This window comes from Rhodobacteraceae bacterium IMCC1335 (assembly GCA_039640495.1).
GTDB lineage: Bacteria > Pseudomonadota > Alphaproteobacteria > Rhodobacterales > Rhodobacteraceae > Thalassovivens.
On record CP046864.1, the window covers coordinates 2257634 to 2277892 of the forward strand.

A 20259-nucleotide genomic window follows, 5' to 3' on the forward strand; every position below is an offset into this window, starting at 1 on the left:
TATAGCAACCCCATAGCCCCCTATGACCCATGCCCCGTACCCTGATGCAGCATTAACAATATTCTGGGATAATCAGCATCAAGCAGCGGTATGATGCATCAGCTTGGGTAATAGCTTGAGCAATGCACAGAGCCGCCACCCGCTCGTTACAGGCTTACCCGTCAAGACCCGATAAAACCGCCTGATGCAGCTAGTTGACGATTGCTAAATCCTAATCGTGGGTCAGGCTTGTATACGATACCCGGGTATATGGGGGTGGCACTTGCGGGGGGCCTAATCGTAGACCAAACCGTAGACCAAATTACGCCTGTTGCAGGAACTATAATCAAACAGTAGCCTTGTTTTGTGGGGTTAATGCGTTGGGTCGTTTCCTGCTGGAGGAACCATCACCTCCCCGGTGCGCCACCTACTCACATAACGCATTGTAATACCTCACTATTTTGACTTTGATAGTGAACCGTAGACCATGCTGGCAACCAAATCTAATAGCTACACGTTCCAAAAAGACGGCGTCTGGTATTTCTCCCGTCGAGTTCCCGCAGACTTACGACGGCATTACAGAACGGGTAGGATTGCTTATTCTTTAAGAACCAAATCCATCAAGGATGCTCGTGTTCGGACTATGAGCGATGCCGCAAAAGTTAATTAATTTCCAGTAGACATCAAAGGTGCGCCATTCGCAATTCGTCAACCAACTTTTTTGAATATAAAGATAATGGCCGCTCCAATTCTTCTGGAGGCGAAATAGGTGCACTCGAGGGCGGAGCATGCTTTAGCGCCCAGACAGACATATCGATCAAAATTGGCATCAGTTCTATTGCCTTTGAGTTTAAACAATAAATCTTTCGTTGCGAATGCCCAGGGTCATTAATGGTTCTGAGAAGTCCTATATCACACATCCGCTTAAGGCGATTTGCCAGAGTAGCGCTAGATATATTTTCATTATTGTTAGCCAAAATTGAATTGAAGGTCCTTTGCTTGCAAACACCTATATCCCGAAGGATGATAACTGACCAATGATCAGCAATTATCTCAGCGGCAGCAGAAATGGGACAATATTTTTGGGCTTTAGATGTTATGTCCCGGTTACGAATTTGGTTCAAGGCAACTCTCCATAATAATCGCTGGCTTTTCAAAAGAACACGATATTGCGAAACCATCCTGCAAACAAGAGCAGTTCAAAATATTCATTAGTATTTCTCTTTCGATGCGAGTACCCGTATTTTTAAGGTGGAGTAAGCCTTGATCTTTAAATCGCAAATAAGGGAAAATACTTATGAAAAACATCGTTTTGGCAGCAGCCGTTTCACTACTTCCAGCCACAGCTTTTGCTGATGGTCACAACGGACATGGCCAAGGCTTTTCCAGTACGGTTTCCTCCACAACTATGGAAGGAAAATCGGGTTCAATTACCCATATGATTTCAGAAGATATTTGGCAGTACCAAAAGGCACCTGAAGGCTGGCCCAAAGCAGCCACGGCAACTTGTCATTATACCATACTGATGGAAGCAGGACAGCAAGCACCTTCATCGATTAATGGCGTTTGTGAATCCGTTGACCCTGATGGAGATGCCTCAGTTTGGGTTGCTGCCATCGATACCAGCACAGGCATGGGCACAGGAACCCTGGCTAGCGGCACCGGTAAATATAGAAACACTAACGTAAAGCCAAGTTTTCAAACTACATACCAAATTGATGCAACACACAGCATTTACGATTTCAGTTGGTAGGGCTCAAAGCAATAAGACGAAAATTTGTGGACTGTAGTCCATCCTCAAAATTTAAAGGAAATCCGTCATGATGGTAAAACTTACACAAGATTTGGCTCGTGGCTTCAAACCATGGAAAGAAATGTTTCAAGAGAATGAGGCAACTTTAAATGCGCTTGGAGCGAAGCTTGTGTTCGCAGGGACCGAAAAAGATAACGATAATAAATTAACAGTTATTATCGATTTTGAATCACCTGAATCTATGAAAGCTTTCGGCGGCCATGAGGAACTCAAAGCTAAAAGAGCCGCCGCAGGCACTGTTTTGGAAACGACCGTGATAACACCGATGAGTGGGGAGTCTTTCACTCGGTGACGTAGAGCTAATTGGGGATGACGATAATAATACTGGTTTGCTTTGGTTCATCCCCAATTTTTCAAATAAGAAAAAATAAGGAAGAAAAATATGCCAATTGAAGTGAAAAATTTTGCATCTCAAGCAGACGAATCCAAGGATATGCCCAACGCACGTATGGAGGCGGTAAACGTTCTAGGTCAGCGAGTGATGAAGCTGACGTTAGCACCAGATTGGAAATGGTCTACAGACATAAAACCAATTGTCGGCACACCAAGCTGTCAAGCGACGCATACCGGGATCATAATCGAAGGAACTATTCATTGCGTTTGTGATGACGGTTCAGAAGCCACATATTCTGCTGGTGATGCATATGCGATTTCGCCAAATCATGACGCTTGGTGCGTTGGAGGTAAACGAGCGGTTGTGTACGAGTTTGCCGGAGCATGGGGGGAATAGAAATGGCATCATCATTTTACATTGTTAACCATCACTTTAAACCTGGCATGGCTTCTCAGTGGTGGGAAAAAACTGGTAGATTGATGAGTGATGAGGCAGCCTTTTCTGAAAATGTTAAGAATACTATGGAAAAGGGTTTTTTTAACCACTCGTTCATGCCAATGGCAGCTGAAGGCCCTATCTACTGCGTCTGGGAAGCCAAAGAGGGTATTTCAGACTCTGAATTCCAAGATTTCATTGATGGGCCCGATGGTGTGAATTGGGGCCTTGTTGCACTAAACAACAACGTAATGAAGCTTGACTTGGCCTTGACCGGTGGACAGACACCCTACGAAAGTAAGTTTTAAAACTTAATAATCAAAAAACAAAGGCGGGGCGTCTATATAGTCGCCTCGTTGCCATCTTGGAGACTCCCAGTTCTGATTAAAGACTTCATCCACTTATTAAGAATTCTATAATCGTACCCATTGCCATAGCTATTCCCAACGCCGTACGTCAGCCAGCCACCGATCTGATCAATAATCTCGCTGGGACATTCTACCGCCCTCAACCTATCACGCATTGAATGCCTGAAGCTGTGAATTGTATAACCTCGCCCAATCTTTAACTTTAGCCACTTGTTCAAGGCAGCACTTGCTGAGTTGGCATTGGTGCGTTGGCCATCATTGTAATTGGGGAAGGCAAAGCGACTATCTGTCGATTGGGCTAATATGCGCTCTGTGGCCCATTTAGACGAGCCAACAAGTGGAACCAGCCTTTTACTGCTTAAAGTTTTCAATGATCGCCAAGGATGCGGCCTGATGTTGACGCATAGAATACCATCCTGTTCCACGAAGTCTGACCTTAACAGCCCAGCGCCTTCACCCAAGCGTATGCCCGTGTCAGCTATCAGAGCAATAAGCCACCGCTTTTCATCATCAGCTTTATAACACTTCTGTTGAACCTTCTCGATGTCTTCAGGCTTTACCGGAATGCGTTTCTTAACCCCTTGACTTGGATCAAAATAGACATTCGAGAAAGGGTTGACGATTGATAGCCCAAACTCACTCAGGGCTAGGTTGATAACGGCTCTTACAGTACCAAACACCCTTGCTACAGATGCTCCATTCAGCCCTTTGGCGAATAGATAATCACGGAACTTCGTAGCATCAGACCGAACATATTCGTCGAGGTTTTTCATTCCACAGCAATCAATCAGATAGCCGCAACAGCGCCGTACAGCAGCCTCAAACGTTGGTGGACGATGATTGCCTTTTAATCGCAGATAAACAGCCACAGCTGCTTTCAACGAATGGGTATCTACAGAAGCCTCAGCTGCTGGCTCTTGAACGGCATCAGCGAGTAAATGCTTGCCTGGTAAATCTTCGGAGGAAATCCGCAGAATATGCCAATGCCTGTCTAACTTAGAGGCATCACTCATGGCCCTAACACGAGCATCCTTGATGGATTTGGTTCTTAAAGAATAAGCAATCCTACCCGTTCTGTAATGCCGCCGTAAATCTGCGGGTACTCGACGGGAGAAATACCAAACGCCGCTTTTTTTGGAATGTGCAACTATTAGATTTGGTTGCCAGCATGGTCTACGGCTCACTATCAAAGTCAAAATAGTGAGGTATTACAATGCATTGGCTTGGATTATGGTGCCCCCACACGGGGTTGGTTCCTTAGTAAGGCCCCTAGCAGACTCCCGTCTTTAACGATATCAAGAGCTTAGCCACCAATGACCTGGGTTGTCTAGGGCACATTTGGTGGCCTCTGTGGTGGCCTGAGATTGGGTCCCATGCTGGCCGAAGTGGGCTCCGGTGGCTTTGGAAAACAATGGTTTTCAAAAAGGGGGCTAAAGGTCGCCTGTTGTTGTTGCTGTTGTCCGGCCAGATGTAGACTTAAGATGCCGTGGATTGCGCACGTGCGTCCGTTGCGCATCAAGTTTCTATGGAGCACCTGTGTAATGTTGGGTAGTTTGGTTTCTGAAGTACTCTATAGAAAACTCATGCGCATCATGCGCACAGACGCATTGTTAACGTCAGACCTCGTGATAATTATCTGGATGACAGACGTGGGTTTAAAAAGGGAAACGGGTGGTAAAACTATGGAGCCAGGTGAGACAGTTATTAACTCACGTGTAAGGCGGCTTGCTGAGTATCTGGAGATCGATCTGATGGTTGCACAGGAACTTTATTACCGAAGTGGGCTTGATAATTCGATCGATGGCCGGGAGCACAAAGCCCGCAAAGAAGAACTTGAGCACCTTAGATCGCTTCGAAAAGCACTAGCTAAACATTCACCAAAGTTTGAGCACCAGGATGTTATTCAAACCACCTTTCGGATTGATGGTTTCAATCTCCCATATCATACGTGAAGGCCCCTTTAATTGTAGTCTCGTTTTCTTATGGCAGACCTCGCGGATCGATATGGCTTCACGAAACCTGACTCTATGGTGCTGTAAGACTAATTAAAAGGATGCTGTCAGACAAACGAGCCCAAGCATCAGTATTCATTTGACGGCTATATTCTATGGGGTCACTAAAGAACGCCACTCGATGAGAGCTGCGTCACGGTTAAACTTGAAAGTACTTCGTTTTGAGAGTGACCTTTGTGAGTTAAATAGATTGTGAAACGAGGTATGGATTGAAGCGAACTTTTGTAGACTGTGCATTCGTCTAAACTGAAGCATCGCACGTTCTCGTCGTCGAAACGGTAAGTGTGAATTCTCAACTCTGTTATTTGTCCATCGCTTGGTGACTTGCTTTTCTGAACAGCCTAGCTCTTTTGCTGCTGCACTATAGGAGCGAAGCTTATCTGTGACGATCTCGTTTGGTGATCCATAGCGCCGCATGGCTTTCTTCATAAACTTTAAAGCGGCTTTTTTATCTCTCTTTTTGGTGACATAGCTTTCTAGCACCTCGCCCTCATGATCGACTGCACGCCATAGGTCATGTCTTTCCCCATTTATCTTCACAAAGACTTCATCCAGGTGCCATTTCCAATTACTGGACTGCATGCCCCCTGCTCTTCGCTTTTTAATTTCGCTTGCGAACTTAGAGCCAAACCAGTGCCACCAGTAGCGGACAGTTTCATAGCTTACGTCCACGCCTCGTTCATGCAGAAGATCTTCTACATTTCTCAGTGAGAGTGGAAATCTCACATACAGCATCACCGCAAGTTGGATGATCTCTTGACTGGTTTTGAAGTAGCGAAAGGATACAGGATTGGGCATGTCACAGAAGTTAATTTCCAAGATGCTGTCGGGCAAGGTGGTTTATTCTGACAGAGCCTACGGACGAAATAGTGCCTACACCAAAGATGTTGAACAAAAATTAGGCAGATCATCAATATTTTAAATTTGTTACGTCAGGTAACACTTTGACACTTTAGATAACGATCAGATGATTAAACCCTAACTTCATTACGCATAGTGTTAGATTAAGGCTGGCTTTCGTCAATGGTTGGGGAAGTCAGCCTTTCCTCCAGAAACGCGTTCCCTCGCGTTTCACGGTTAGTAACTGGCTGGCCTTCTTGATGGGTCAGCCATTTTTACAATGTTCTCTCAAAGCCCCACCTGCGTCGCCAGCGTCATCAGTAAAGCCATCAGTAATGTGCGCATGTGGTTAAATTAGCGATCTTCAAGGCTCGTCAACAGTGTCATTAGCCGTTCTTCTACCGCAGCCTCCTCAAAACGCTCCTCAATACAGCCATCATCTTTAACCCAATCTAATTTATAATTTGTGTAAATCTCTCCTTTGGGCTTCAATCCGTGGCAATCATCAAAAGTACCTAAAGTCATAGTAACCATTCCCGGAAAAGACTCGGCCTTGCTAAAAACACGGCATCCGCAGTTACCACAAAAATGCGACGTAACGGGCATCCCGCTTCCGCCGGTAAATTCATAGGTAGAAGTATCGCCTTCAATGATAATTTCATCTTCGGAGTAAAATGCTGCAACGGCGAAGGTGCCAGTCAATCTTCTACACCTTTCACAATTACATTTTCCTACCATCATAGGGTCTAAGTCACTTTTGAATTTTATGGCACCACAATGGCAGCCACCCGTTTGTTTACTCATTTCAAACACTCCGTTGATTTGCCTCAGAATAACGCCGCGCAGAAATATGTGGAGTCCCAAATTTCTCGGAAAGGTTCACACGACCCCACGGCTTATCGTGGTTAGATTGTGGTCAAACCCATCTTTAATACTCTAAGTTATTGATTTATATATGATGGGTGGCGGACAGACAGGGACCCGATAGCAAGGAACATTTTCAACCCCTTGAAATCACTATTCTAATTTGTATTAGAGCAGCGCCTTGCAATTTGCTACAAACCTTTTCCCAAAAACCCGGCCCTTGGCCCGCGGCCCGTGATGCCTACCCGTAATCCCGAGCGCGTGCGCGATTAAACTTGGTGTTTTAGGTGAAAAAACGTGGCGGGCCCCTGAAGGTTTTTAGGCGCGCTGCTTTTTAAATGCGTAAGACGAAACGCGCCAGATGAGGACAAAATTAAAATCAAGCAGGGGGTTTTTGTAACCCATATGTAACCCACAGGAAAGGTGGATATGCTCAAAAATACTCTAAGTCATTGATTTTAATGGTGCCCCCACACGGCCTTTTTTATGTGGTGGTTCCTTCAATAGGCACCAACCTACTGAATACGTTTTGTTTACCTATAGTTTTCCCGAGGCTTTTCTCCAAGAGCAAACTGATTTTGTCCTACGGTTTGTCCTACGGCGTGCCTAAAGGGGGGAAGATGACAACTCAGATATTGAATTGAGGCATTCAGATTTTTGTTTGTAAATTATTTACTAATTTCTCAGAGCAGGTTCGATTTGAAGTTGGAGTTTGCAGTTCTGAATAGTTACCGCTGGGCCCACAATGTATCTCTGTGTGTGGAAGGCTGGGAACCGCAGCTTTTGATAAAGTTTACTGATGGCGACCAGCAGGGCTTTAAAAAAAATCAGGTGGGGGTGATGCACCTAAAGAAGACCAGTAGGTTACCTTAGGTTATCCTATAGGTGACCTATAAGTTATACCTTACTTACCTCCCCCTCACTCTTATCTAAATATTTATATCCCCTCGTCCTCCCCTTTAAGTGCAACTAACAAAATTGGTCTTTAAAGAGGGGTGGCAACTAAGTTTGGTCTATCACCTTAAGTCGGAACTTTAGGTATAACTTTAAGTACGCTGAAAAAGGGTCGTTCCCGCTCTATGATGAATACCAATACATGCAGGGCAAATTCATTCAGACTTTACCTGACTGGGTTAAGGCGAAAATCCATGAACAAGGTATTCGCAATTCGCACCTAACCAGCATTGCTCCGACTGGCACCATATCACTGACAGCCGACAATGTTTCATCAGGCATCGAACCGCCATTCTCACTTTTCTACGACCGCACCATCACCAAGTTTGATGGTCACAGCGTAGAGCGCGTAGAAGACTTTGCGTACACCCAAGGTATTCACGGGCGCACAGCTAATGAGATTAGCGCAGAGGAACACCTGTCGGTTCTGGCATTGGTTTCACAATACGTGGACAGCGCGGTTTCAAAGACTTGTAACGTGGGTGCCAATGTCAGCTACGAAGACTTCAAGGACCTTTACTACAATGCTTGGAAGCAAGGGTGCAAAGGCATCACGACCTTTAGAGCGGCTGGTAAAAGATATGGCGTTTTAAATGAAGTGAAAGCACCAGAAGCTAACGCTGAGGCTTGCTACATAGACCCAGAGACTGGGAAAAAAAGCTGCGAGTAAACCTAGAGGCTTGCTCTTTCATCAGGGCAAGCCTGTGTTGCAACCTAAAATTTCCTTATTATGATACTTAAAAGCATCACGATAGAGTTCTAAGTTGAAAAGAGAAAACCCAAAAACTGGCAAACCATTTAAACATGGGGATGTCCGAGAAGATGGCTATATCTTTTGGACGTATGAATTAAAACTGAGACAAGATGGTACTTTTTATGAGAAGTGGCGTTCTCCAGAAGTCTTTAAAAAAATAAAAGAAAAAGAGGCCCTTAGGGAACGAAAAAGCAATAAGGGGAAAAGACCGACAAACCCCCTAACTCAAAAACCCTACAAACGTGGAGATGTAACTGAGGAAGGACTAATTTTTTGGGCAACTGATGATTATGCTCCTTTAGATGAAGAAGGGCAAAGTAGGCCAATATTTGTTACAGAACGTGAGTTTGAGAGGAAAAAACAGTTAGAGCTCAACAAACAAATTGAAAGATTTAAGGACTTTAACTACTTTATAACGAGCAGATTTAAACGGGCTCAAGGAAGAGCAAAAAGAAAAAAGCTAAAGTTTTCCATAACTGAAGACTACCTCAAATCGATTTACCCATCAGACGGATTATGCCCAGTACTTGGCGTTAAAATGGAAGCTCTAGGCGACAGAATAAACTCGGCCTCACTAGACAGAATAGATAATGAAAAAGGCTACGAAGAAGGAAATGTAAATTGGATTTGCATGAGAGCAAACAGGGTAAAAGGAACAGCAACAGATGAAGAGATTCTTGCTTTAGCCGAGTTCATTAGACGTCAAAAATAAACAATGCCTGAAGCTATACGCTTTATGTAAATTCACCAAGATTTTACCTATCCATTTAAATAACTTTAAATTCTGTTTGTTGCACTAAAGAGGAATAAAATTGTTTCCACATATTTCCAATGAGTTAATGGAAGAACTTAATCAACGCTTCCCCAATAAATCACCAGAGTTATCTGAGACACACGCTGACCTTATATGGCGCGGTGGACAGCGTTCAGTCGTAGAATTTCTACAAAAAATTTTTGAAGAGCAATCCTCTTCCCAATTAGGAGAATAGCCAATGTGCTTTTTCAATAGTAGCCCATCGGCTCCCGAACCTGCCCCGCCACCCGCAGCGCCAGCCGCTGGTAACCCAGTGTTGACGAATATGTACGACCCGTCATCGCCTGAGAGTGGTATGGCCGCAGAGAAAGGCGCTGTATCAAACAAAGCCAAGGGAACATCCCAGCTTAAAGTAGACTTGGACCCCACCGTTCATCGATGGGTAAAGCTACAGGTTTGCAGATAAACAAGTGAGATAGCCAATGAGTATGGGTACTGCCGAAAGCAGATACCGCCAACTTGAAACCACCCGCCAATCATACCTCGACAGAGCCAGAGATTGTTCAGAGCTAACCATTCCATCGCTTATCCCACAGGATACTCATAACGAGACAAGCGACCTCTACACGCCTTATCAGGGCATAGGTGCCAGAGGGGTGAATAACCTAGCCTCAAAACTATCCTTGGCTCTCATGCCCCCTAACGCACCGTTCTTTCGTTTCATGGTTGAGCCTTACACGCTCAAGGAAATGGCCCAAGAACCTGCGGCTCGCACCAATGTTGAAAAACAGTTGGGCGAATATGAACGGGCTGTGATGAATGAGATTGAAAGTGCGGGTGACAGAGTTGCGGTACATGAAGCACTTAAACACTTAATCGTCGGCGGTAATGTCCTCGTACATATCGGCGCTGATAAAATCAGAGTATTCCACCTCGACAGTTACGTTGTCTCGCGCGCGCCCAATGGTGATGTGCTTGAGGTCGTAACAGTTGAACACGTTTCGCCAAACGCTTTGGACAAGGCAACAGCTGCTAATATTCAAGGCAAGCTAGAGGGCGACGAAAAGACCGTTGAGATATTCACGCACATTGAGCGTAAGAACTCTTTCTTTAACGTCTACCAAGAGGTCAAAGGCAGCGTCATCGCTGGTTCCAAAGGTAAATACAAAGCTGACAGCGTACCTTTCCTACCCCTTCGCTTTAGTCGAATTGATGGTGAGGATTATGGGCGTGGCTTTGTTGAGGAACTCCTTGGCGACCTACGCTCACTGGAAGCCTTAAGCCAAGCAATCGTTGAAGGCGCAGCCGCCGCAGCCAAAGTCTTATTCATGGTGAACCCTAACGGTACAACCAGAATGCGGACAATCGCTCAGGCTGAGAACACAGCAATTATTGAAGGGAACCGCACCGATGTTTCGGTTTTACAGATGGATAAGTTCAATGATTTTCGCGTGGCTTATCAGGCCATGCAGGGCATTGAAGAACGCCTTTCTCAACAGTTCATGTTACAAAGCTTTATCCAGCGTAACGGTGAGCGTGTCACTGCGGAAGAAATCAGATACCTAGCTGGTGAGCTAGAAGACACCCTGTCGGGCATCTACTCAATTCTGTCACAAGAATTTCAGCTGCCCTACGTGAACCGCAAGATTGAGGTTTTAACCAAAGCCAACAAGCTGCCCAAACTTCCAGATAACATTGTGAAACCCACAATCGTTACTGGTATGGAAGCCTTGGGGCGTGGGCATGACCTGCGCAAGCTGGACCTGTTCATACAGGGCATAGCTCAGGCGTTAGGCCCAGAAGTCTTGCAGCAATATGAACCTACAAGATTACATCAAACGCCGCGCAACAGCGCTTGGCATTGATACTGAGGGTTTAATCAAATCAGAAGAACAGATCGCCCAAGAGATGCAGCAAGCACAGCTACAACAGGTGGCAATGCAAGCTGGTCCAAACGCAATCCAAGAGGGCGTCAAAGCATTAGGAAATTCATATGTCGAATCCCAAAGACAAACAGCAGAATGAAGCTGAGGCTAAAACCAAAAAGCCTTTAGCTGCACCCGCCGTGGTTAAGAGCAATCCCATTAAACGGGAAGATTTCTAAACATGGCAGAAAGCATCACAATCACAGAAGACCCGACTGGCCCTGAGGCTCAAATAGCCGCTGAACAGGATAACTCGTCTGCTCGACCTGAATGGTTGCCAGAAAAGTTCCAATCCCCAGAAGACCTTGCAAAGTCATATGCAGAACTTGAAAAGAAATTGTCATCTCCAACGGATGAAAATGCACAAGCTGATGAAGCAAAGGTGGAAGATTCACCTCAAAGTGAAACAGCTGACTTTTCCAAGTTTGCAACGGAATTTGCGGACAAGGGAGCCTTAACCGATGACAGCTACGCTGAGTTGGAAAAGATGGGTTACCCCAAAGAAATGGTCGAGACATACATCAAGGGAATGCAATCTGCGCAGTCGGCTGATGCAGAAGCAGTTATGTCAGTTGCTGGTGGGTCAGACGGTTACAAAGAACTGACCGACTGGGCTAAAGGCAACATGGATGAAGCTGAGTTAAAGATTTACAACCAGATGGTTGAGACAGGTACGGATAACGCCAAGGTTGCTGTTGAGTGGCTGATGGCCAGACGCGAAGCGGTAGAAGGCTCAGAGCCAAACCTGCTTCAAGGCAAAGCACAGGCTGCGGCGAAGGATGAATTTAGGTCCACAGCTGAGGTTGTGGCCGCAATGAAAGATAAGCGGTACGGGAGCGATAGTGCTTACACCAAAGATGTTGAACAAAAATTAGGCAGATCATCAGTATTTTAAATTTGTGACGTTAGGTAACACTTTGACACTCAAATAAGTGAGGCGAACTTCAGAGGTGAAGCGTTTATTACCAGTGGATGTTTCACCGACTGGCTTCCGTCAATGGTTGGGGAAGCCAGTCTCCCTCTTTGAAACGCATTTCCTCGCGTTTCACTGTTCTCAACTGGCTGGCCTTCTGAATAGGTCAGCCATTTTTTATTTCACCTAATCAATTTTCAAGAACATCTGGCGGGGCGTCATGCCCCGTCAATTTACAAGGATATTATTATGCCCAAAGGAATTGGAACTTACGGCTCCAAACGTGGTCGCCCACCCAAAAAACCTAAAAAAGGGGGGATGAGCCGTGGCAGGTAAAGGACTTTACGCCAACATTCACGCCAAGCGTAAACGCATAGCTAACGGCTCTGGCGAAAGGATGCGCAAGGCAGGTTCTAAAGGCGCACCAACAGCGAAGAATTTCAAACGCTCCGCAAGGACCGCGAAGAAAACATAAGGTTACAAAATGATAGAGGTATTGGCCTTGGCTGGCGCAGTAACGAAGGTTGCTGGGGCCATTTCTGCATCCGTTAAGGCTGGTCGTGACGTAAGCGATTTACTGCCTCACTTCGGTAATCTCGCCAAACTGGATGCAGACATTCAAGCGGCTGAGGCTGGCAAACATAAAGGGCCACTGGGCCGCTTAGCGTCTTCTGAACAAGAAGGCTTTGCCATTGCTCAAGCAAAAATGAAATACAAAGAAGCGCAAGCTGAATTGAAGTCTGCTTGTCAACTATATGGACCGCCCGGAATGTGGGATTTAGTTGTCAAAGAGCAAGCCGCTGCGCGTAAGAGGCAACAAGAAGCATTAGAAGCACAGGCGCGGCAACGCGATAAAATCTTTTGGGGGCTATCGGTTACTGTTGGCGTTATTATCTTTGTCGCTGGGTTTGTTGGAATGGTCTATTTTGCCCAGATGTTTGCTTAGTTTGAGACCGCAAGTTGCCCATATTTTACATTTGCACAGCCAAACTGGTCGCAGATTTGTACCTTTTGTAGCCCATCGGCAGCATGAACTGGCCCAACAAATTCTAACTGCACAAATACATTTACCGACAGTGCAACCGCGATAACGGTCAGAATTACCTTCGTATAAAGATCAATCATTCTAAGCTTCCTTTCAATGGGTCAACGTCCTGCCTCCTTAGGCAGACCGACTATCCTAGTCACTACCTTCAGCTATATAATTGGGCGCAGGAATACAGGCAAAATTTCCTGTAATCCCAACAGTTCCCACTTCTTCCATTTGAGAAGCGGCTTTCATACATTCCTCTTTTGTGTCCATTTCACCAACGGTCAGCAACCCGTTGATGGCCACAAAAATTAACATCCAAGAATACTCAAACATCTCTATTCCCTTCCAACTGGGTCAACGTCCTGTCTCCTTAGACAGACCGACTATCGACGATGAACGACTAGGCCACATGCGTGTGACAACCAAGCCAAGTAAGCAACGACAGTCATTTCCCATTCAAACAAAGGATAATAGAAATGGCAAACGCAACAGCGGAATGGGCGGTCGTTATATGGATGCCCGATACCGTTCTACCAAAGCTAAATACTGGCGAATTGATGACGCTGACGTTGTCACTGTTGGGTCTTGGCGGGTTAAGGAGCTTTGAGAAATCCAAAGGCATCGCTAGGGATAAGATGAAATGACAGAACACGATTTATTAGCCAAGCTACACACGGTCTTGGCAGAACAGCTTTTGGAGCGCGTAACGGACCCAGAAGCTAAATCAGCCGACCTCAATGTGGCGCGACAGTTTTTAAAAGATAACGGGATAGAAGCACTGGAAACTAAGGGGTCACCTTTAGCTGACCTTGTGAATACTCTGCCCGACTTTACGGATGAAGATGCTGATTTGACTGAGATGCAGCGGCACTAAAAATTAAAATTCATTTCAATCTCTTTCCAGTGCTCGTATTTTTCAAGAGGCAGATTGTAACCACCATTCTCACAATTAATTAAAGCCTTTTTTGCCTCATCGAAAAGTTCATTTACCAAAAGTTTATCTTTTTTTTCAAAGGAACTTAACAAGTTTATGCTGTCGTGTTGAACTGTACCATCGCGGTTCATTTTTACCTTTAGCACGATCGAAACTGAATATTTCGTTTTTGGTTTCCAGCATTTGTTAATCTGCTCCACTAATACGTCTTCTTCATTCTTTGTGAGCGGTGGCGAAAGAGGTGGCATCGCGCCAAGAGCTTGGTTTAATACTTCCTCTACGGCACAAGCCGTCCGGTTATCAGCATCTGGGCAAGGTCCTATTTCTTCAGATGAAGAATGCGAAGCAAGCGTCATCAAGAATAAAAGCAGTATGAACTGGTGACCAGTAGGTTGGCTACTCATGATAGTTAGAGCCAATAGCATTCAATTCAATGCTGACCTTAATTAAAGCACCACTGCCATCATCAATCAGTTGACCCATTGAATTATAAGTGCTGCAGTCAGGTTTATGCGAATGAAGAGGGCTAATGAAAATGACTGTAGCAAATGTTGTAATGTTTGAGTTTGATACGCCAGAGGAACTTAAGGGTTGGGCGCAACAATACGGTAAGTCAGGGCCCTTTCCCAATAACATTATCTCCTTATTTGTTAAGACTGGAGATACCTCAGCTATTGGCATCAACACTTACCCTGATGAAGAAGCTAGAGCAGTTGCTGACCAGCACAGGGTGAGCTTTATCGAAGATCAACGTGAGAACTTTAGTGTTAGGGAAGTTATGCCCTTGAGTGGGCCAGTCTTAGTTGAGTTTATCAACGGAGTACTGAACAATAACACTTAGAAAGATTAACTTAAATGTACTGTATGAAAGCCGAGATACCACAAAACATTTGTGACATAGATGATGAGTTAAAAGCGATTTATCATGGCAAAGACACAGTTTGTATTTGGATTTTTCAATCCAGAGAGGACAGAAACAACTTTATGGATGATACAGCGGGGATGCTAAAAGCTGAACGTGAAAGCCACTATAAAAAATACTTCAGCTAAACAATTCCTGTCTTTATCCGTATCATTTATAGACTTATTTTTTCTTCCTCGTTTTTAAACTGGCTCTGCTTATTCGGTGGGGTCAATCTTTTATGGCATTAACCACAATCAACCGTCTAGAAACTTCGGGTTATTCCATATGTTGACCACTCCAGAACAAGCGTCAGTCCGGCTATCACCGAAAAATTCAAGTAAATGCTCTACGGTATCAAGCCAATTAACTTCTTCGTCTTCCGTTTCAATTTTTTCTTCTAAACCTGCGATACCTAACTCATAAAACTCCTGTTCATCAGTTTGAATAATTGTCTTACGTATTTTCATAGGAATTTCTGATGGCGTCATCACAGCGTTTAGAAACTCATCTACACAGCCTTCTTTGACCCGATACTTTACAGCCGACAGTACCTTAGTTTTGTTTTGCAACTGCAATTCATTTTGGTCATTATGCCAATCAAACAATATTGCTCCTGAACATGCATCTGTCCTACTGCCATTAGAGAACTTAACTAACATATGTTCGACAGTATCTAACCAATTCACCCCCGTTTCTTCTTTCGTAATCATATCCTCTAACTCAGGTACCATAGTTACATTAAGTATTTCAGAATCTGAGATTTGAAGTGTGTATTGAACTACCGCTTCTTCCGAACCAGTCTTTGTTATTTCATCAAACATTGAACTCATATGGCCTGGTTTTACGACGAAACGAACAATAGATGCGAAGACTGGTTTGGGGGCATTGGCCGCTACGATGGGAGACAATGTTTGCCCTCTTTCAACTATGGATGCCTCTTCTTTCATTTTCAGGTCGTTATCAATCGTCTCATCTTTCCCGACGGAATACCCCTCTGTTTTTGAGAAACTTTTAGAAGCAGAGCGCCTTTTCCAGTAGAGCAAATTGAAACCAAGGTCAGCATAAGTATCTACTGTCACTAACTCCCAGCCTTGAGACCCCATATCGTTAAGGTGGGTGGAATAACTTTGTGGGTCAAACTCCCGAGCAATCTTTGTGTTCGTATATTCCCATTGAGAGTTCATAGTTCAATCAAATGCCTTTGTTTTTGACCACATATTAAAACTACGGGACATTAATCAAAGGTCAAACTTATTTCTTATTTTTATATTTCTAGGGGATTGGTTTGGAGACGAAAGCTGGCAACGCAGGAAGGCCGAAGTAAATCTTTTATCTTACACTTATAGGTGTATACGAACGCACTTAAAAACAACTCTAATAATACTCTGGGGCCCCGCTTTTGTCAATGAAACATGGGTGTACCTGAGAAGGTTTTAATACCTATTGACCCATACTTACTGGGAAGCATGAGTCTATACAAAACTTGATACTTTAGTTTGATGATTTGTATAGGAGCTAAAGATGGCTGAGAAATTCGTGAGTCTAGTAAGAGTATCCACCTCACGTCAGGGTGACAGTGGTTTAGGGCTGCTTGCCCAGAAGGAACAGGTAGAGCAACACATCAGAGCCGTAGGCGGTGAGCTTGTCCAAGAGTTCGTAGAGGTTGAGAGTGGGCGTAAGATACAACGTCCAATGCTTGAGGAAGCTATAGCACTGGCGAAAGCCTATAACGCTACGCTTATCATTGCTAAGTGGGACAGGATCTCACGGGATGCTCACTATCTGCTAGGTCTACAGAAGTCTGGCGTGAAGCTGGTAGCTGCTGACAACCCCAACGCTACAGAGCTTACCATAGGTATCTTGGCTGTGATTGCTCAGGATGAGGCCAAGCGTATCTCTGACAGGGTGACTAGAGCTTTGGCTGCTGCAAAGGCTAGGGGTCAGGTACTGGGAGCATACGACAAGAACGACAAGAGCAAGTTCATTGGGCGTACTGGTACGAAAGAAGATTGCGTGAAAGCAGTTACAGCCAAGAAGCAATACGCCAATGCTAAAGCTGAGAACTACAAACCACTCTTTGACAGACTGAACCCCGATGGGCAGATGTCCATGAATTCTATGGCTCAAGCTCTGAATGCAGAAGAGATCCCGACGCCTAGCGGTAGAGGCAAATGGCAGAACGTCACGGTAAAGCGGATCTACGATAGAATGGCAGCCTGACCCCCTCCAGTGGAAAATGACCCCATCAGCGAAATTAATCCAGTTATTTGAAATAAATACTTGCGATCGGAGAGCAAAAGCGCAGCCCTAAACACCCATATGATTTTAAGGTAAGCCATTAACACAACTACCCGCAAGCCTTTGCTGGAGAGCTACAATCAAGCAGAGATACACCCAAAAATCACACATGGAAAAAGGCCACCAGATTTCACGCCAGTGACCTTAATTCAGAAGCTATTTTCAAGAAGAAATTAGCTAAACTTATTACCTAAGACACCGCCGATTGTCTCATCGTCCATAAGTGGCGTGATATTTATTGTTATCATACCATTCCACTCCAACGCCCAATCTGCCAGAGCAGCGGCACTTTCACTCTCGACCACAGCAAAGCCGCCTGTTCCGTCTATATTATGGTAACGTGATAACATCGTCGCTCCTTCTGGTGGCATACCTCCAGTCTCCATAAACTTTTTGATAGTTGCTTGCATCTCTAGCTGCGGGTGAGTGTGTCCAAGCAAACTTAAATAACATTATTAATCCTCCCTAATTGATAATTTAAAGTGATAAAATAATACTCAAAGAACCCTACAAGACAACCTAAGCCAGCTATCAATTAACCACTTTTTACGCAACGTAAGAAGGACGATTTTAATCTAACGCTTGAAAAATACTACCGCTGAGAAGAGATATAAATGATATTAGGTTTTGAGCGTTAGAAAGTCTCACGCACTTGATGACATTGCAACAAAAACATTAATTGAAAGGAACGAAAAATGACTGTTGGAGAAAAATTTGTAGACGCATTAGCTGGTTATACGAGTGGGACTGACAACAAATTATTCCCTTCAATGCTACATGATGATTTTCATTGGGAAAGTTGGACGGAAATTAAGATTGGCCTGCAAGTAGAGACTAAAGAGACAACGCTTGAACTATTTTCAAACGCAACTCCCCATGAAACCAGCAAAGTTTTTCTTGCTACCGATGATATTCTCGTCGTTGGGTTTAGAGCAGAAGCATACGGCTCAATACTATTTACCTACGAATTTCAGGACGGTCTCGCAGTCAGGGCATTCAGCGCAAGAGGCGAGGCACCTTAAATATCAAAGCCGTACTAATGGCCAACGAACTAACAAACACTTACTTGATAACCTAGACCAAAGAACCGTCTGGATTGCGCTTGTAGAGCATTTCTGTGGCCTTCTGAGGGGCTGCTGGTTCAGGTGTTTTCTCAAGCCAATCTCGAGCCGTAAGAATGCGGTGACGAACTGAGTTTGCGTTAAGCATAGAAAGCCCTGTTGTGTTCTGCTGGTCTAGGGTCAATGCCTTTGGTTAATTTGGATAAGCCACGCTATAAACCTGCAGTCTTTATCCGTTTGTGCAGCTTATCTTATTCAGAAGAAAGAAAGAGAAGCTGTATATCCCACATCGTCGAAATAGCTAATACTGCTATTCGTTTCACTATATCCAAATGAGAGACGTACAGAAGTAAATGCGCTGAACGAAACTGTTGCTGAGACACTTTCTTCCGAACGCTCATAGCCTAACATAAGGCCGCCATCTGCCATTCTATGATTAATTGATAGTACAACTACTCTATCTTTTATTGGCACTCCATGAAGGTTACGATGAACCAGAAATCCTCCTCAATCAAATCGTCAAATCTGTCCCAAACGCGCTGACGTTAGACAGTCGGGAAAGTCCTAACGAAAAATGGTGTAGTAGAACCCATCAAGTCTGGCCGAGCGACTAAAGGTTATAGGCTCAACTCAGAAGCTCTTACAGAAGCCCAAAGAGCTTCACTGATAGCCAAATGCGATAATAGTATTTCAGATTACCTAGATAAGCGTGGTGACCGGATATGGCAGCACAGAGCTTCCGAAAGTGGTTATGTTTCAGGCTCGACAAGATACAATGTCCTTAAAAGAGCAAAATATCGTTGTGAATTGTGCGGTGCGCATGAAACCCAAGTAGCACTTCATGTTGATCATATTATTCCACGATCGAAAGGTGGTCCCGACGATCTGAGTAACTTCCAAGCCCTTTGCCAGACTTGCAATACAAATAAGAGGGCAGAAGACGACACTGACTTTAGGGGAGTACTAGACAGTTACCATCACCGTAAGGTTGGATGTATCTTCTGCGAGTTAGATGCCGAGCGTATTATATCTGAAAACGAACTATGTGTAGCGATTAAGGATGCTTTCCCAGTTACGGAGCATCACACGCTAATTATCCCCAAGCGGCACGTATCCGATTACTTCGAGCTTTATCAGCCAGAACGCAATGCTATCGATCAGATGCTGCACGAACAACGCCAGTCAATCCTAGGGCAAGATGACAAAGTCAATGGCTTTAATGTTGGGATCAACGCAGGAGCTTCAGCAGGTCAGACGGTGTTTCACGTCCATGTACATTTGATCCCAAGGCGGAAGGATGATGTCGAGGACCCTAGAGGTGGTATGAGGGGCGTCATTCCAACTAAACAAACCTACTAAAGAGTAAACGGAACACCCTCCCCTCTGGACGAAGAATTGAAACGGCTGCGTGCTGGCGACAAAGCCAAGAACAATTCCAAACTAGGCGACACGGCAGATACATGTCTAAAGCCATATCGTCTTGTCGTCGTAGGTGTAACTTAATTAGAGGTTGAGTTAGCCATTTCAGGATCACCACTATCGGAAGAACGATTACACATTCTGTTTGCGCAATCACGCATTCTGTCAGAGCAGTCCTTGATCTTGTCTCTGCAATTGGGGTCAGACATTGCATAAGCAATCGCTGCTGTTCCAGCGGCGACCACTATAGCGCCACCAACGATTAGATTTGCAGCGATAATTTTTTTAGCAACCAACATAAGCACTCCAATTAGGCTTTGATTTCTTAGGCGTTTGTGTCCATGCACTGCTGCGTCTCGGGGTTCCATATTTGTCCTACAGCGCAGGACATAGTCACGTCTTTGCCGTGATTTCCGCATCCGTCAGCTACCACAAAGGGAGTAGACAGGATAAGAACAAAAAATGACGTTGTGATAAGTTTCATGATGGTTCTCCTGATTGTTGGCGTAAAGATAAAGCGGAGAATAAACCAAACAAGCTACAAGTTGTCGCAACACTGATATCGCTTCAACCCCAATGATTAACTGCGCAACCTTGGAGCATTACCAAATAATTGTGTGTCAAGAAACGAATTAGAAGACTTGGCAATTAGAGTAAACCAAAAA

At 44.6% G+C, this 20259-nt stretch carries 25 protein-coding genes and 1 pseudogene; 16 read left to right on the plus strand and 10 right to left on the minus strand.

The window, feature by feature from the left end:
* Nucleotides 1-662: 662 nt before the first annotated feature.
* Nucleotides 663-1160, minus strand: a complete 498-nt coding sequence (locus GN241_10700; GenBank protein XAT57786.1) for a transcriptional regulator — start codon at nucleotides 1158-1160, stop codon at nucleotides 663-665.
* Nucleotides 1161-1276: 116 nt separating this feature from the next.
* Between GN241_10700 and GN241_10705 the strand changes: the two genes are divergently transcribed.
* The 4 genes from GN241_10705 to GN241_10720 all read left to right on the plus strand — a co-directional run bounded on the left by GN241_10705 (nucleotide 1277) and on the right by GN241_10720 (nucleotide 2869).
* Nucleotides 1277-1732: a hypothetical protein gene (locus tag GN241_10705; protein ID XAT57787.1), complete on the plus strand. Its 456-nt coding sequence runs from the start codon at nucleotides 1277-1279 to the stop codon at nucleotides 1730-1732.
* 121 nt (nucleotides 1733-1853) lie between these two features.
* Nucleotides 1854-2084, plus strand: a complete 231-nt coding sequence (locus GN241_10710; GenBank protein ID XAT59258.1) for a hypothetical protein — start codon at nucleotides 1854-1856, stop codon at nucleotides 2082-2084.
* A 90-nt stretch (nucleotides 2085-2174) separates the two neighbouring features.
* On the plus strand, nucleotides 2175-2522 hold the full coding sequence (locus GN241_10715; protein ID XAT57788.1) for a cupin: 348 nt from the start codon (nucleotides 2175-2177) through the stop codon (nucleotides 2520-2522).
* 2 nt (nucleotides 2523-2524) lie between these two features.
* Nucleotides 2525-2869, plus strand: a complete 345-nt coding sequence (locus GN241_10720; GenBank protein XAT57789.1) for a hypothetical protein — start codon at nucleotides 2525-2527, stop codon at nucleotides 2867-2869.
* A 32-nt stretch (nucleotides 2870-2901) separates the two neighbouring features.
* On the opposite strand, the gene GN241_10725 is transcribed toward GN241_10720, so the two are convergent.
* The gene (locus GN241_10725; GenBank protein XAT59259.1) at nucleotides 2902-3702 is read right to left on the minus strand and encodes a tyrosine-type recombinase/integrase; all 801 of its coding nucleotides are present in this window, start codon (nucleotides 3700-3702) and stop codon (nucleotides 2902-2904) included.
* A gap of 768 nt (nucleotides 3703-4470) precedes the next feature.
* Here GN241_10725 and GN241_10730 point away from each other — a divergent pair.
* Entirely contained in the window at nucleotides 4471-4881 is a 411-nt protein-coding gene (locus GN241_10730) for a hypothetical protein (protein ID XAT57790.1), read from the plus strand.
* 153 nt (nucleotides 4882-5034) lie between these two features.
* Here GN241_10730 and GN241_10735 read toward each other — a convergent pair whose 3' ends face one another.
* Nucleotides 5035-5739: an IS6 family transposase gene (locus GN241_10735; GenBank protein XAT59260.1), complete on the minus strand. Its 705-nt coding sequence runs from the start codon at nucleotides 5737-5739 to the stop codon at nucleotides 5035-5037.
* Between the two features lie 396 nt (nucleotides 5740-6135).
* Nucleotides 6136-6585 (minus strand): aldehyde-activating protein, encoded by a 450-nt coding sequence (locus tag GN241_10740; GenBank protein XAT57791.1) that lies wholly within the window; start codon nucleotides 6583-6585, stop codon nucleotides 6136-6138.
* A gap of 1156 nt (nucleotides 6586-7741) precedes the next feature.
* Between GN241_10740 and GN241_10745 the strand changes: the two genes are divergently transcribed.
* The 5 genes and pseudogenes from GN241_10745 (at nucleotide 7742) to GN241_10765 (ending at nucleotide 12891) form a co-directional block, all read left to right on the plus strand.
* The gene (locus GN241_10745; GenBank protein XAT57792.1) at nucleotides 7742-8269 is read left to right on the plus strand and encodes a hypothetical protein; all 528 of its coding nucleotides are present in this window, start codon (nucleotides 7742-7744) and stop codon (nucleotides 8267-8269) included.
* A 94-nt stretch (nucleotides 8270-8363) separates the two neighbouring features.
* Complete coding sequence (locus GN241_10750) at nucleotides 8364-9065, plus strand: hypothetical protein (protein ID XAT57793.1); 702 nt, start codon at nucleotides 8364-8366, stop codon at nucleotides 9063-9065.
* A 524-nt stretch (nucleotides 9066-9589) separates the two neighbouring features.
* A pseudogene (locus GN241_10755) lies at nucleotides 9590-11132 on the plus strand (phage tail protein).
* 81 nt (nucleotides 11133-11213) lie between these two features.
* The gene (locus GN241_10760) at nucleotides 11214-11927 is read left to right on the plus strand and encodes a hypothetical protein (GenBank protein ID XAT57794.1); all 714 of its coding nucleotides are present in this window, start codon (nucleotides 11214-11216) and stop codon (nucleotides 11925-11927) included.
* Nucleotides 11928-12429: 502 nt separating this feature from the next.
* Nucleotides 12430-12891, plus strand: coding sequence for a hypothetical protein (locus GN241_10765; protein ID XAT57795.1), 462 nt, complete (start codon nucleotides 12430-12432; stop codon nucleotides 12889-12891).
* Here the strand turns inward: GN241_10765 and GN241_10770 are convergent.
* Nucleotides 12888-13070 carry a hypothetical protein gene (locus tag GN241_10770; GenBank protein XAT57796.1) on the minus strand — a complete coding sequence of 61 codons (183 nt, stop codon included), beginning with the start codon at nucleotides 13068-13070 and terminating at the stop codon, nucleotides 12888-12890. The genes GN241_10765 and GN241_10770 overlap by 4 nt on opposite strands.
* Nucleotides 13071-13125: 55 nt before the next feature.
* Nucleotides 13126-13311, minus strand: coding sequence for a hypothetical protein (locus tag GN241_10775; protein ID XAT57797.1), 186 nt, complete (start codon nucleotides 13309-13311; stop codon nucleotides 13126-13128).
* Between the two features lie 143 nt (nucleotides 13312-13454).
* Here GN241_10775 and GN241_10780 point away from each other — a divergent pair, with 143 nt between their 5' ends.
* Both GN241_10780 and GN241_10785 read left to right on the plus strand, forming a co-directional pair.
* A complete protein-coding gene (locus tag GN241_10780; protein ID XAT57798.1) occupies nucleotides 13455-13622 on the plus strand; it encodes a hypothetical protein in 168 nt (55 codons plus the stop codon).
* Nucleotides 13619-13852, plus strand: a complete 234-nt coding sequence (locus tag GN241_10785; protein ID XAT57799.1) for a hypothetical protein — start codon at nucleotides 13619-13621, stop codon at nucleotides 13850-13852. Before GN241_10780 ends, GN241_10785 begins: the two co-directional genes overlap by 4 nt.
* On the opposite strand, the gene GN241_10790 is transcribed toward GN241_10785, so the two are convergent.
* On the minus strand, nucleotides 13849-14316 hold the full coding sequence (locus GN241_10790; GenBank protein ID XAT57800.1) for a hypothetical protein: 468 nt from the start codon (nucleotides 14314-14316) through the stop codon (nucleotides 13849-13851). The genes GN241_10785 and GN241_10790 overlap by 4 nt on opposite strands.
* 125 nt (nucleotides 14317-14441) lie before the next feature.
* Between GN241_10790 and GN241_10795 the strand changes: the two genes are divergently transcribed.
* Nucleotides 14442-14753 carry a hypothetical protein gene (locus tag GN241_10795; protein XAT57801.1) on the plus strand — a complete coding sequence of 104 codons (312 nt, stop codon included), beginning with the start codon at nucleotides 14442-14444 and terminating at the stop codon, nucleotides 14751-14753.
* A 317-nt stretch (nucleotides 14754-15070) separates the two neighbouring features.
* On the opposite strand, the gene GN241_10800 is transcribed toward GN241_10795, so the two are convergent.
* A complete protein-coding gene (locus GN241_10800; protein ID XAT57802.1) occupies nucleotides 15071-15895 on the minus strand; it encodes a hypothetical protein in 825 nt (274 codons plus the stop codon).
* Between the two features lie 442 nt (nucleotides 15896-16337).
* Here GN241_10800 and GN241_10805 point away from each other — a divergent pair, with 442 nt between their 5' ends.
* On the plus strand, nucleotides 16338-17036 hold the full coding sequence (locus GN241_10805) for a resolvase (protein ID XAT57803.1): 699 nt from the start codon (nucleotides 16338-16340) through the stop codon (nucleotides 17034-17036).
* A 251-nt stretch (nucleotides 17037-17287) separates the two neighbouring features.
* On the opposite strand, the gene GN241_10810 is transcribed toward GN241_10805, so the two are convergent.
* Nucleotides 17288-17524, minus strand: a complete 237-nt coding sequence (locus GN241_10810) for a DUF3303 domain-containing protein (GenBank protein ID XAT57804.1) — start codon at nucleotides 17522-17524, stop codon at nucleotides 17288-17290.
* Nucleotides 17525-17809: 285 nt separating this feature from the next.
* Between GN241_10810 and GN241_10815 the strand changes: the two genes are divergently transcribed.
* A complete protein-coding gene (locus tag GN241_10815; protein ID XAT57805.1) occupies nucleotides 17810-18136 on the plus strand; it encodes a hypothetical protein in 327 nt (108 codons plus the stop codon).
* Nucleotides 18137-18766: 630 nt separating this feature from the next.
* Nucleotides 18767-19534: an HIT domain-containing protein gene (locus tag GN241_10820; protein ID XAT59261.1), complete on the plus strand. Its 768-nt coding sequence runs from the start codon at nucleotides 18767-18769 to the stop codon at nucleotides 19532-19534.
* A gap of 140 nt (nucleotides 19535-19674) precedes the next feature.
* Here GN241_10820 and GN241_10825 read toward each other — a convergent pair whose 3' ends face one another.
* Nucleotides 19675-19893 carry a hypothetical protein gene (locus GN241_10825; protein XAT57806.1) on the minus strand — a complete coding sequence of 73 codons (219 nt, stop codon included), beginning with the start codon at nucleotides 19891-19893 and terminating at the stop codon, nucleotides 19675-19677.
* Nucleotides 19894-20259: the final 366 nt, after the last annotated feature.